General features: G+C 60.4%; 15 protein-coding genes, 1 tRNA gene and 1 pseudogene. 10 read left to right on the top strand and 7 right to left on the bottom strand.

What is annotated here, in order from left to right; all coding sequences use genetic code 11:
- Nucleotides 1–98: 98 nt before the first annotated feature.
- Both AC0L3L_RS15060 and AC0L3L_RS15055 read right to left on the bottom strand, forming a co-directional pair.
- Complete coding sequence (locus AC0L3L_RS15060; RefSeq protein ID WP_473638155.1) at nt 99–221, bottom strand: hypothetical protein; 123 nt, start codon at nt 219–221, stop codon at nt 99–101.
- A 432-nt stretch (nt 222–653) separates the two neighbouring features.
- Entirely contained in the window at nt 654–1043 is a 390-nt protein-coding gene (locus AC0L3L_RS15055; RefSeq protein WP_473487213.1) for a hypothetical protein, read from the bottom strand.
- 282 nt (nt 1044–1325) lie between these two features.
- Between AC0L3L_RS15055 and AC0L3L_RS15050 the strand changes: the two genes are divergently transcribed.
- From AC0L3L_RS15050 to AC0L3L_RS15020, 7 genes and pseudogenes are all read left to right on the top strand, one after another.
- Nucleotides 1326–1415 (top strand) — tRNA-Ser (locus tag AC0L3L_RS15050).
- 205 nt (nt 1416–1620) lie between these two features.
- Nucleotides 1621–1752 (top strand): annotated as a pseudogene (locus AC0L3L_RS15045) (haloacid dehalogenase-like hydrolase); the annotation flags it as partial.
- 81 nt (nt 1753–1833) lie between these two features.
- Nucleotides 1834–2604: a hypothetical protein gene (locus tag AC0L3L_RS15040; protein WP_473638154.1), complete on the top strand. Its 771-nt coding sequence runs from the start codon at nt 1834–1836 to the stop codon at nt 2602–2604.
- 79 nt (nt 2605–2683) lie between these two features.
- Complete coding sequence (locus AC0L3L_RS15035) at nt 2684–3160, top strand: DUF992 domain-containing protein (RefSeq protein ID WP_473638153.1); 477 nt, start codon at nt 2684–2686, stop codon at nt 3158–3160.
- Nucleotides 3161–3294: 134 nt separating this feature from the next.
- Nucleotides 3295–3465, top strand: a complete 171-nt coding sequence (locus tag AC0L3L_RS15030; RefSeq protein WP_473638152.1) for a hypothetical protein — start codon at nt 3295–3297, stop codon at nt 3463–3465.
- Nucleotides 3455–3670: a hypothetical protein gene (locus AC0L3L_RS15025; RefSeq protein WP_473487210.1), complete on the top strand. Its 216-nt coding sequence runs from the start codon at nt 3455–3457 to the stop codon at nt 3668–3670. Before AC0L3L_RS15030 ends, AC0L3L_RS15025 begins: the two co-directional genes overlap by 11 nt.
- Before the next feature lie 169 nt (nt 3671–3839).
- Nucleotides 3840–4118, top strand: a complete 279-nt coding sequence (locus AC0L3L_RS15020) for a hypothetical protein (RefSeq protein ID WP_473638151.1) — start codon at nt 3840–3842, stop codon at nt 4116–4118.
- Nucleotides 4119–4488: 370 nt separating this feature from the next.
- Here AC0L3L_RS15020 and AC0L3L_RS15015 read toward each other — a convergent pair whose 3' ends face one another.
- Both AC0L3L_RS15015 and AC0L3L_RS15010 read right to left on the bottom strand, forming a co-directional pair.
- Complete coding sequence (locus AC0L3L_RS15015; RefSeq protein WP_473638150.1) at nt 4489–4899, bottom strand: DUF1214 domain-containing protein; 411 nt, start codon at nt 4897–4899, stop codon at nt 4489–4491.
- A 234-nt stretch (nt 4900–5133) separates the two neighbouring features.
- Nucleotides 5134–5409, bottom strand: a complete 276-nt coding sequence (locus AC0L3L_RS15010) for a hypothetical protein (RefSeq protein WP_473487207.1) — start codon at nt 5407–5409, stop codon at nt 5134–5136.
- 83 nt (nt 5410–5492) lie between these two features.
- Between AC0L3L_RS15010 and AC0L3L_RS15005 the strand changes: the two genes are divergently transcribed.
- On the top strand, nt 5493–5747 hold the full coding sequence (locus AC0L3L_RS15005; RefSeq protein ID WP_473487206.1) for a hypothetical protein: 255 nt from the start codon (nt 5493–5495) through the stop codon (nt 5745–5747).
- 15 nt (nt 5748–5762) lie between these two features.
- Here AC0L3L_RS15005 and AC0L3L_RS15000 read toward each other — a convergent pair whose 3' ends face one another.
- The 3 genes from AC0L3L_RS15000 to AC0L3L_RS14990 form a co-directional block, all read right to left on the bottom strand.
- Complete coding sequence (locus AC0L3L_RS15000) at nt 5763–6071, bottom strand: hypothetical protein (RefSeq protein ID WP_473638149.1); 309 nt, start codon at nt 6069–6071, stop codon at nt 5763–5765.
- 1759 nt (nt 6072–7830) lie between these two features.
- Nucleotides 7831–8490 (bottom strand): DUF2161 domain-containing phosphodiesterase, encoded by a 660-nt coding sequence (locus AC0L3L_RS14995; protein ID WP_258116636.1) that lies wholly within the window; start codon nt 8488–8490, stop codon nt 7831–7833.
- Nucleotides 8491–8606: 116 nt separating this feature from the next.
- A complete protein-coding gene (locus AC0L3L_RS14990; RefSeq protein ID WP_473489595.1) occupies nt 8607–8903 on the bottom strand; it encodes a DUF982 domain-containing protein in 297 nt (98 codons plus the stop codon).
- 287 nt (nt 8904–9190) lie between these two features.
- Between AC0L3L_RS14990 and map the strand changes: the two genes are divergently transcribed.
- Nucleotides 9191–10018, top strand: coding sequence for a type I methionyl aminopeptidase (map, locus tag AC0L3L_RS14985; RefSeq protein WP_473638148.1), 828 nt, complete (start codon nt 9191–9193; stop codon nt 10016–10018).
- A gap of 48 nt (nt 10019–10066) precedes the next feature.
- The gene (gene radC, locus AC0L3L_RS14980) at nt 10067–10822 is read left to right on the top strand and encodes a RadC family protein (protein WP_473489594.1); all 756 of its coding nucleotides are present in this window, start codon (nt 10067–10069) and stop codon (nt 10820–10822) included.
- Nucleotides 10823–10861 lie beyond the last annotated feature (39 nt).

Below are 10861 nucleotides of genomic sequence, written 5' to 3'. Positions count from 1 at the left end.
CAGCAACTCGTCCCATGCATCGCATCTCCAATCGAATCAACGCAATAATCGCACGAATTACGCGATCATGACACTAGGCTGATTTACGAGTACACGGCTTAGCTCTCGTCACTGAAACCGAGCAGCGTCGCATGGCATATGTGGCCGTGCTCGCCACGGAGATGCTTGACGCGCAGCTTCATCCCAGGCCCGACCCATTGCGTCGCCGGTCTCTTCTTCATGGCCTTCGGAGGCGGTCCGGCGTGGACGCGCTCCCACAATCGTTGCCGCATGTCGTGGCCAAGGTGATGAAGGCGGAACCGACATATTTCCCGGTGCCTGGTTCGGCCAGCAGGGCGAATGCTGCCTTGCCCCGCTCGCGCTCGACGCCGAGCAGCTCGAATTCGTCGACCGTGCTGCCGGCAAAGTCGCAACACGACCACGCGGCGACCAGTTCTCGTCCAGGTTTTCACGATCCGCTCAAGGCTCGGGGCTGTGCAGGTCCCGTCCTCGACAACAGCACCAATCCTGGTGCTAAATGTCTGCTAGCTAATGGTCCGTCCCGCCAATAACCGGAAATGGCGCGACCAAGACCGGTTCTGGCAACTGGGCCAAACGGGTGAAAGCCACGTGCGCCGCGAGTAGGACATCAATTCGTGCCAGTCGTTTTGCGGTCATTGTCCTATTCTTAACACCACTTTGCGCCCGTCGGAAAGGGTTCCCGTTCCTGTGCCAACCGGGGGTTGTCTGCTGGTCAGCGAGAACACGAATCGGGTTGAGAGTTGCCCGCAAACCATCGTTCCTTCTCCATGCGAGAAGGTAAGGTTGGCAGTGGTCGTGCCTCGGCATTCGACCCCGGTGTTGGTCTGTCCGCGAATAGTACCGCGCCGTGTAATACTGTTGACGAAAGCCGTCCCGGAAAAGGAGAGCGTCCCGTCAACAGTCTGACCGGAGACTGGTGCCGTGATGGTGAGCAGATTTTGCGCCTGCGTGTAGCCGGCAGCGTCTGCGACACCACAGGCAATCAACATTGTCGCCAAGATTCCCCGGAAAGTACGGTGCATATGGACGGTTCCCTTGAGACCGCTCCTGCGAGGCTAAAGCAAACGCCTTTGGCTCCTCATCTGTTGAGCCGTCTTCAGTTGTCAAGGAATTCAGCAGTCAGACTGCCTTGATTGGCTTCCAGCCGCGCCTTGGACGCGACGTGGTTGCAAATTCACGATGGAGGGATAGCCGCGGTTTAAGGCATCGGTCTTGAAAACCGTTGCTGGAGAGGTAGGAAACGGCAGGAATCCGGTATTTGACAAGGATCGAGGCCGAGAAAATATCAAATAAATATCACATCTGGAGCGATGGCCGAGTGGTTTAAGGCAGAAGTCTTGAAAACTTCCGTACCGGGAACGGTACCGTGGGTTCGAATCCCACTCGCTCCGCCAGACCGCAAACGATTGCAGAGGCAATCCCTAAGTCACGATAGCCGCCGCCTAGGCAATCCGCCTCCAAATCCGCAATGCCGCTTTCCCCAAAGGACAATATCGCCGAGACCGGCCGACAGCTAACGTTGCGTCAGTCCAGAGTGTCTTCTCCCAGTCACAACCGACACTCTGCCTCGGCCGTTCCAATTTGAACAGCTGGCGGGATTTCGAAATCCTTCGGCACCACCGCGACACCGATTTCGGCCGCCTCGACCTCGCACTCGATGCCGCGGCGATCAACCACTGGTCGGTGGTGAGTATGAAGACCGACTGGAAACAGATTTTTCCAGAGAAGTAGAACCATGGTTTCGGGTTTCGATCAGGGTGAAAACCGACGCAAGTACAGTACCGGCAACCTCAAACGCGAAGGATAACTGCAATGAATAGGATTCGCACCACAAGCCTGATGGCTTTTGCTGGAGGTTTGGCCATGGCAGCCACCGGGGCAATGGCCCAGGATGCCACCAAGAAGCCGCATGTGCCGCTCGAGAAGACCATCGGCGAGGTTACGCCGACCGGTCCGGTGCCATCGCTCGCCGTCGTCAACGCGGATGGCGCCAAGCTGGAGGGCGGCAAATTGGTCCTCACAGGCGTCTCCGGGAATGCGATTGTATTCGCCGACCGGCCGGTCCGGGCCGCGGGGCATGTCACCACCGAGCAATTCATCATGCAGTGGGATGAAGGCAAGAACAACTTTGCCATCGACCCGCCGAATGCGACAGTCTCGGTGCTCGGCGGTGACGGATCGGACGTAAGCGATGTTGTCGTGACCCTGAAAACTCCGAAGCTGGAAGGAACAACGCTGACGTTCGACGTCGCCGTCCTGGAGGGAAATCTGGATGGCGCCGCTGGGCCGGCGGCTGTTTTCATCGATAACTTTGGCGGCGGCTTCCACGGCGGCGGCTTCCACGGCGGCTACGCGCATGTCGGTGATGCCACCTTCGCCCATGTCGGCGGATGGCATGGCGGGGGCTATGGCGGGGGCGGCTACTGGCACGCTCCGGTTTACCACGGGGCCTGGTATGGCGGCGCAGGCGTTGCAGCGGGCGTGGTGGCTGGCGCTGCCATCGGTGCCGCGGCGACCGCTCCATACCGCTACGGCTACTATGGGGACCAATGCGGGTACTATCCCTATCCATCGTGCTACTAGGAATGGCACTTCGCACATTTAGGGGCTCGCTCCCCCAAGGAGCGGCCATCGCAACAAGCGACATCAATTCAAGGGAGACATGATAATGGCCTACCTTCGCAGCGCATGTTTTGCGCTCTTCGTACTATCGATCCCCCTCGCTGCGACTGCCCAGAACTCGACACAGGTCGGCACATTGTCGTGCGATGTGTCACGCGGGATCGGCATGTTCGTGGTCGAAAAGCAGAAACTTGCCTGCGTTTTCCAAGACCAGAGCGGTAAGGTCCAAAACTATGCCGGTTCAATTGATCAGTTCGGCTTAGAACTCGGCGAGGTGAAAGATGGGCATTTGATCTGGGGCGTGGCTGCGGCGACAAGCGGCCTTCCGGCGGGTGCACTGGCGGGCACCTATACCGGTGTGGGCGCCAACGCATCTTTCGGCGCCGGCGCTGGCGCCAATATTCTTGTCGGCGGCAGCGACCGTTCGCTCTCCTTGCAGCCGATCTCGGTCGAGGGTCAGCAAGGCATCAACATCGCGGGTGGTGTCACCACCGTCACGTTGACGGCGACTGATTGAAGAACGACTGGTCGCACAACGCTGGAGGCTGCAGAGGGCGCGGGTCCTAGGGTGAGCGCGCCCATTGAAGCATGAGATTTTCGCGAAGGGCCTCGCGCACGCACTGCGAGCGGACCCTTATTGCTAACTTACCCATGGCTGAAAAAGTACCAGGCTGGCTGGTTGAAGAAGTCGCAGAGCGGTTCTGTTCAGAATATTTTGCCCCAAAGGGCAATACCGCCAACACTTTTTTGATGCCAGCTTTGACAGTACCGCTTGGCATGGCAGGCGTGAACAAGAGATGGGAAGCTCGTCATGAGTGGTAATCATGGTAGTGATCGCCGGCACGGAGTGCAGCAAACGGGCGGACGGATGAAACGGCGCGACCTATTGCTCAGCGGCTGTTCGTTGCTGGTAGCATCAATGCTGCCGGCCGTGCCAAAAGCTCTGGCTCAGACTTCGAAAAAGCCCAACATCCTCGTCATCTGGGGCGATGACATCGGCATTGACAATATCAGTGCGAGGGCGTGACGGTGGCGCTTCCGGCTGCCGGTAATTGGGCGACGAGACTCCACCGCAAGTTCCCTAAAGGACAATATCGCGGAGCCAAGTGCTCTCCTATGGTTGACCTAGGGGTAGGCCCGACCCGTGCCGATCCCGCACGAGCACGAAATAAAAGCAACCAAGAGAGGAAATGACCATGAACATCAAGATGCTTTGCATGGGCGCGATGGCGTTTTCGATGATGACCGGCGCCGCACTTGCCGAACACGGTGGCGCCCTCGACGAGCCGACGAAAATGGCGCCCTTCTACACCGCTGCCGACATGAAGACCTTAAAATCGGAAGCCGACTTCAAGGCCGCTTGGGAGGGGTTGAAAGACGAGGATCGCGCCACGATAAAGCAGGAATGCGGCGACATAGCCAGTGATGATGACCAGGGGCATGGCGACTTCTGCACGATGGTTGGCCACCAGTAAACGCTGCCGGTTTGGTGAAGTCGGAGATGGCGGGCAGCGTTGCCTGCCATTTTTCCGTGACCGGACCTTTTCCGTCAGCGCTCATGAGATTACCGGCGGGCGCGTTCATCCATGTCACATTGTGGCTAACTAAAGGACGCTTTCAGATCGGCCCACGAAACTTCCGCTAAGCGCCGATGGGCTGCCGTAAGGCCCGACGCCAACCGAGGGTCAGATCGTGTCATGCGACACTCGCGAACCAAAGGATAGAATGTTGTCATTCGTCTCATCGATTGGAACGAGCAAATAGCGCCAGTCCCGGACCTTTGCAGTAATGCAGCGAAGGTCGCATCTCGACCAATGGTTCACCGCCCGGCATCGGCAGCTGTCGTCAATTCACCTTCTCGATATCGCCGGGCTTCCAACTTTTGTCGATGGCAGCTTCGGTCGGGCCGTAGAGCCTGAGGATGGCGAAATACCCCTTGTTCAGCACAGTCGCGAGCCAGTTGCCGGCCTTGCCCTCTGGGGCTTTGGGGCCGAGGTAAAGGTCCGTGCTGCCGTCGGCGTTCTGCACCGGCTTGTCGCGCGAGCCGAGCGACGGGAATGGTTGCCCGTTGGCCAGGCCCGAGGCGTTCTCGGCTTCGTAGAGCGTCACCGACCAGAAAGTGGCGGCTGGAACGTTCGGCGGCAGGTTGATCTTGTAACTCGAACCGCCCGAGAGCGACGCGCCGGTGCTATCGGTAAAGGCTATGACGCTAACAGGCTTCGTGACTTGATGGCAAAAGTTATCATGGGTGGCCACTGATTTCTGAACGTGAGCTAAGAGCAACTACGACAGGGCCAGGCGCAAGGCGGCCATAATGCCCGCCTCGACATGGCTCCGATACACTCCGCCTTGCCGGCACAATATGACCAAACTCTCAGACTTGGGGCCACACTAGGCCGGCCGCTGGGCAGCCCGTCTGCACATCTGCCGCATGTACCGCGCTCCCAGGCTATGCGCCAGGACGAGCAGTTCTGACGTGCCTCCAGCCCGCTAGTCGGGATACTTCAAAGGCTTGTGGCTTGGCGTAGCGTGGTGAAGAGCCTCGCCAAGATCGCGCATGTCCATTTCTTGCCCGCAGACAGGGCAAATCTGGAAATGCTTCGCTTCGTCCTGCACCGGGCCATCGTGGCGCTCCCCCTTGAAGCCAGTCGCTTCACTATTCGTCCGCGGACGGTTCCGAATGGCCTTCACCGTGTCGGTGAGCGTCGGTCCGCCCCTCGCTTTCGCTCTGATCCGCTCAAACACTTTCTGTCGGTCGTCGGCCATTCCACACCTCCTGACCGCAAAACGGACGGTTTTGTTGCTACCCACGTTGCGCTTGATACGATCGCGCGACCAGGAGCACCAAGATGAGCGGGCCGGAGCAGGATTTTGCCGAGAAGCTCCGCAGCCGCATCAGAGAGAGTGCCGCAAACGAACGCGGTGAACGGGCAGGGCTACAGCTAGTTCGCATGGCTATCGAAATGACGTGCCCCGCTGGTGTGCTGCCGAGCGAAGAAGCTGTCCTGCTGCTCTATGGTCCTGAGCCGGTCCATGAGGGGGAAGCGCTGGCCAAAGCCATCATTGAGACGGTGGAAAAGCTGACCCGGTGCCCACCGCGTTGATTTGTTGCCGGCCGGCTAGGCAGCTTCTGGACTCTCGCCCGCAATGGCGGCAGGCAAGCCGGCGGCATCGACGGCGGCGTGCCCGACTACAGCAAGGAAGCCGACTGCATCGAACGCCAGCTTGATGGCTTTGCCCGCGTTCAGAAACTGCTGCCCCGAAGGAGTGAACCATGACTGACACCAACACCGCCGACATTCTCCGACGTCAGCGGTCGCGAGCTTGAAACGCTTGGTTTTACTTAACTGCCCAGCTAGCTTTTCCATCAGCGCCATTGCGCGACGATCCTGACTTAGTTTACGAGCTAGTTGTTCAATGAGGTTCATTTGCGCAGCCTCCAATTCTGATCGATGGTTTACGCACAAATTCGAGTCTAGGCCCGTCCCATCTGGTGGCTAGGGGAACGGATCATGATCATTTACTAAATTAGCAATTCTGCATGAAACGGCTTATTATTTTTCCCAGCCGGCGGGCACGCCCACACCCCCGCCGGTTAGGCCCGGCGGTTGGTTGCCTACTCCGCAGCGGCTGTCGGGCCGACCATCTCAGCGAGGATGCAGTGGAAGCGCCAGAGACGATCCAAAACGCCTGGGCCGCGCTCAAGCTGGTTCGCATGGCGATCGAACAGACCTGCCCGCCGGCGTGCTGCCAAGCGAGGAAGCTATCCTGCTGCTCTATGGTCCCGAACCGGCCCATGAGGGCGAAGCGCTTGCCAAAGCCATTATCGAAACGGTGGAAAGGCTGAACCGATAACGTCCAAACGGTTCGCCTGGGCGTACCGCTTGAGAAACACACCCGCTAGAAATCTTTATCTGGCCTCGATAGGCGCGAGAATCGCGTCAGGGTCGAGGCCAAGAGCCGTGACTAGCAGGATTGCGTCCGGGTCGTCGCAGTAGACCTCGGGTCGATCGGGAGCAAACCAGCGGGCGAAATAGACCGGGTTTTGCGTTGGAACGGTGGACCGATGCGGATTTTGTCCTTTCCTGCATCCTGAAGGAGCCGCGATTCAATTAGCATGCTCTTAATTAGTTCCGGAAAATTTTAACGAATCGTTGACCGCGCTGTCCCAGAATAGGACGGCGCGGTCAAACCCCCAAACGGGCTGCGCTGGCGGCTCCGGCAATTCGCCTTCCCGCGCTACTGTCGGAGCCGCTACCACACTCCTCCAAAATACCAGTAATCGTTGAAACAACTATTACCGCACGTGCTTTCCAGTGCGTTTTCCCAGTCGTTAGACTTTGATGGAACAGGCCTCGCCTTCACGGTTGACGCTGAGACAGTCCATCTCAGCGAGGAAGCATGGAAGCCCAAGAGAACATCCGCAACGCCTGGGCCGCCCTCAAGCTGGTTCGCATGGCTATTGAACAGACCTGCCCCGCAGGAGGCGGCCCGCTTCCACAAGAAAGGTTGGTTCATCCAGGCTGAGAACGTCTGTCGCCAGATCCTGAACACCGAGCCGACGCATGATCAGGCTCTGTACGGACTCGGTCACGTTTTGGGTACGAAGGGCGATCACCGTCAGGCTGCGGACTGCTTCGGCGCGCTTGCAGCTATGTCGCCGCAATCTGTAAGCGCCTGGCTTTGCCTGGGCATTGCGCAGCAGTCGCTAAACGACCACTCCGCAGCCATCGTGTCGTTTGGGCGAGCCACGGACCTCGATCCAGGCCTCACCCTAGCGCGTTATGCCCCGGGGCCGCAGCCTTCTCGCCCTTCAGCGGACGGATGAGGCGGCCCAGGCTTTCACGCTGGTGCTTGAGAATGGATCGCCCGCGCCGGCGGAAACCGCCCTGCGCGCCAAGGCCCGGCGACAATTGCAGCAGTTGAGGACAGCCAAGCCGCTCTACATAAAGAAACCTGAGCGCGAGACGCCCGTCATCCAGCCGTCGGTGCCGCTGGGGCTGACAAATCTGCTTAAGGTTGCGCGGCGGCAACCACGAGCCGCTCCATCTCTTCTGTTGCTTGACGAGGGGCTTGCCTTAGGATCAGCACGCGATTGGCCCGTCCAGAGCGGCCAAACGCAACGGCAATCAAGTCGGGAGAGGTCCCTGCCGCTCCAAGCCGCTCAAACAACTCGGCGCCGCCTCGTCATGGAGCCGGTTGGGGCCAGCGCTGTAACGCAGCACGGCCAACGTCCGTAAGCGCATAGACGCCGCGCTCGGCCCTGGCGAACCAGCCATAGACGTTGTGAAGCAGGATCTTGGCAGCGCGTGGTGAAATGGTTTTCAAGTCGCGCGGGCGCTTCGGGCCGTCGATCATCGCAGCGGCGCAGGCCAGCGCATCCTGGCGGTAAGCGGTCATTATCGGCGTACGCGAGCCACCGCCGACTACAGGGTCGCCGCGCCGGCGCCGATGCTCGTCCACCAGGCGCGATCTTCGCCTCGGATCTCGCCGGGGCGGCAAGGCGGCCGGGCTGAGCAGCAATTCGACGTTGCCGGCGGAACCAACTCCCAAAAGGCCGAAGCCGAGCCGCCTGCAGAGTGCGCGGAACCGGCGATCGCGCTCGCGGCCTTTGCCTCGACTTGACATGCGCGCCGCAAGCCAGACCTCATCGCATGACGCAGCACGATCGACACCTTGAAGTATGAGCTCGAGGTTGAACTGCAATTTCAATTCGCAGATGACGACCACGGGCGGCTCGCCGTCGCGCAACCCCACGACGTCGCAACCACCAACTTCGCCTTTGACGGTGAATTCCAGGCCCTCAAGAAACCGCTTCACCGGCATGTAAAGAGACGTTTCCTGCATGCGCGAGGCATAGCCGATTCGTGACTGGCTGGCACAGCATCACCGAAGAGCATGCCGCTCTGGGCCAGATTTGCCGCTCGTCGAACGCATGGAAGTGTGGGATGCCAGCTCGGCCGCTAAGCTCTCAGCCCCCTCGCCTCACCAGAACGCTTGCCCGGAACCATCATATCCCTGGCCAGCAGGCGGCTCACCCGGCAGAACGCCATGAACGCCCGGCAGGCGTCCTCGGTCTCGACCAGGTCGACCGTGGCGCCGAAGCAGGCATTGAATGCGGCCTGATAGACCGGGCCTTGCCGGCGAACCGGCCAGCCTTGCAGGAAATCCAGCGCCTGTTCGACGCTGTAGATTTCCTCGACCGGCAGGCCAGGCGCGGTCGTGATGCGCACCGGCACCTCGAATTGCAATCTGTCCATTCCTGTCTCTCCCGAACGCGTTCCCGCAGCAACACCGTTCGTCGCAAAGTTGCTTTGACCGGCTTTTCGCTCAGGCCCCACTTCTTGCTCAGAAATATGTCGTCAGTGCGGACAAACACCCCGGCACGCGCCGGACAGGCACAAGATGAAGCCGCGAGGTATGAATATCGCCGGCTTAAGCCGATCGCCGGCAGTTCGTCCTTGAACCTGACGCCGTCCGGTGCCAAATCTGGGAGGATTTTCGCGCGGGCTCATTGGAAGCCCTTTCTTCCGGCAAGACGGACACAATGGTCACCTATCTCGACGCCGCCATGGCACCACTCAGAAACACCGGCCAGATCCGCCTCTATGGCGAAGAAGGCTTTGCCGGCATGCGCAAGGCCTGCGATCTCACCGCGCGCTGCCTCGACGAAATGGTGTCGATCGTCGCACCGGGCGTCACCACCGAAACCATCGACCGTTTCGTCTTCGAGTTCGGCATGGATCACGGCGCATTGCCGGCGACGCTCAACTATCGCGGCTACACGAAGTCGTCCTGCACCTCGATCAACCACGTCGTCTGCCATGGCATTCCCGACAACAAGCCGTTGAAGGACGGCGACATCGTCAACATCGACGTCACCTACATCCTCGATGGCTGGCACGGCGATTCCTCGCGCATGTATCCGGTGGGCACGATCAAGCGCGCCGCCGAGCGCCTGCTCGAGGTCACGCATGAATGCCTGATGCGCGGCATCGCGGCGATCAAGCCCGGCGCCCGCACCGGCGCCATCGGCGCCGCCATCCAGACCTATGCCGAAAGCGAGCGCTGCTCGGTGGTGCGCGATTTCTGCGGCCACGGCGTCGGCCAGCTCTTTCACGACGCGCCGAACATCCTGCACTATGGCAGCGCCAGCGAAGGCGTCGAGATGCGGCCGGGCATGATCTTCACCGTCGAGCCGATGATCAATCTCGGCCGGCCGCACGTAAAAGTGCTGTCGGACGGCTGGACGGCGGTGACACGCGACCGCTCGCTGTCGGCGCAGTATGAGCACACGATCGGCGTCACCGAAACCGGATGCGAGATTTTCACGCTGTCGCCAAAAAGCCTCGACCGTCCCGGCCTGCCGGCCTAGTGTTTGTGCGAGGGCCGGATCTTTCCGGTCAAGAAAATGCGGGCGGCCATGGGGACAACCAGCGACGACGACGAGCGGGGTTTCTTTCCCGAGAGACCGACAAAATCGCTCGCGAAAGCCACGTCGGTCGAAAAGCCGCATTATCTCGGTCATCGCGACCGCTTGCGCCAACGGTTCGCGGCCGCGGGTTCCGACGCCCTCCCCGATTACGAATTGCTGGAGCTCTTGCTCTTTCGCCTGATCCCCCGCGCCGACACCAAGCCCGTCGCCAAGGCATTGCTGGCGCGCTTCGGCACGCTGGCCGAGGTGCTTGGCGCGCCGGTCGCGCGGCTTGAGGAGGTCAGGGGTATCGGCCCGGCGGTGGCGCTCGATCTGAAGATCGTTGCCGCGGCCGCCCAACGCGCGGCACGTAGCGAGATCAAAGGCCGCGAGGTCTTGTCGTCCTGGACGCAGGTTCTCGGATACTGCCGGTCGGTCATGGCCTTCGAGGAGCGCGAGCAGTTCCGTATCCTGTTTCTCGACAAGAAGAACGCACTGATCGCCGACGAGGTGCAGCAGGTCGGCACCGTCGACCACACGCCGGTCTATCCGCGCGAAGTGGTCAAGCGCGCGCTCGAACTCTCCGCCACGGCGATCATACTGGCGCATAACCATCCGTCAGGCGATCCGACGCCGTCGCGCGCAGACATCGAGATGACCAAGCTGGTCATCGAGACGGCCAAACCGCTCGGCATCGCCGTCCACGATCACATCATCATCGGCAAGAAGGGTCATGCCAGCATGAAGGGCCTGCTGCTGATCTGACGCCCTGCTTGAACATGCGTCGGCTTCTCGCCGAAAGCG

The organism is Mesorhizobium sp. WSM4849, from assembly GCF_055811385.1.
Note: the sequence above shows the minus strand (reverse complement) of the source record. Positions and strands in the feature narration are given on the sequence as shown.

Excerpts from the sequence above, each read along its gene's own strand:
- AC0L3L_RS15060 (WP_473638155.1), bottom strand. The coding sequence starts at position 221 with ATGAAGAAGAGACCGGCGACGCAATGGGTCGGGCCTGGGATGAAGCTG.
- AC0L3L_RS15055 (WP_473487213.1), bottom strand. The coding sequence starts at position 1,043 with ATGCACCGTACTTTCCGGGGAATCTTGGCGACAATGTTGATTGCCTGT.
- AC0L3L_RS15040 (WP_473638154.1), top strand. The coding sequence starts at position 1,834 with ATGAATAGGATTCGCACCACAAGCCTGATGGCTTTTGCTGGAGGTTTG.
- AC0L3L_RS15035 (WP_473638153.1), top strand. The coding sequence starts at position 2,684 with ATGATAATGGCCTACCTTCGCAGCGCATGTTTTGCGCTCTTCGTACTA.
- AC0L3L_RS15030 (WP_473638152.1), top strand. The coding sequence starts at position 3,295 with ATGGCTGAAAAAGTACCAGGCTGGCTGGTTGAAGAAGTCGCAGAGCGG.
- AC0L3L_RS15025 (WP_473487210.1), top strand. The coding sequence starts at position 3,455 with ATGAGTGGTAATCATGGTAGTGATCGCCGGCACGGAGTGCAGCAAACG.
- AC0L3L_RS15020 (WP_473638151.1), top strand. The coding sequence starts at position 3,840 with ATGAACATCAAGATGCTTTGCATGGGCGCGATGGCGTTTTCGATGATG.
- AC0L3L_RS15010 (WP_473487207.1), bottom strand. The coding sequence starts at position 5,409 with ATGGCCGACGACCGACAGAAAGTGTTTGAGCGGATCAGAGCGAAAGCG.
- AC0L3L_RS15005 (WP_473487206.1), top strand. The coding sequence starts at position 5,493 with ATGAGCGGGCCGGAGCAGGATTTTGCCGAGAAGCTCCGCAGCCGCATC.
- AC0L3L_RS15000 (WP_473638149.1), bottom strand. The coding sequence starts at position 6,071 with ATGAACCTCATTGAACAACTAGCTCGTAAACTAAGTCAGGATCGTCGC.
- AC0L3L_RS14995 (WP_258116636.1), bottom strand. The coding sequence starts at position 8,490 with ATGCAGGAAACGTCTCTTTACATGCCGGTGAAGCGGTTTCTTGAGGGC.
- AC0L3L_RS14990 (WP_473489595.1), bottom strand. The coding sequence starts at position 8,903 with ATGGACAGATTGCAATTCGAGGTGCCGGTGCGCATCACGACCGCGCCT.
- map (WP_473638148.1), top strand. The coding sequence starts at position 9,191 with ATGGTCACCTATCTCGACGCCGCCATGGCACCACTCAGAAACACCGGC.
- radC (WP_473489594.1), top strand. The coding sequence starts at position 10,067 with ATGGGGACAACCAGCGACGACGACGAGCGGGGTTTCTTTCCCGAGAGA.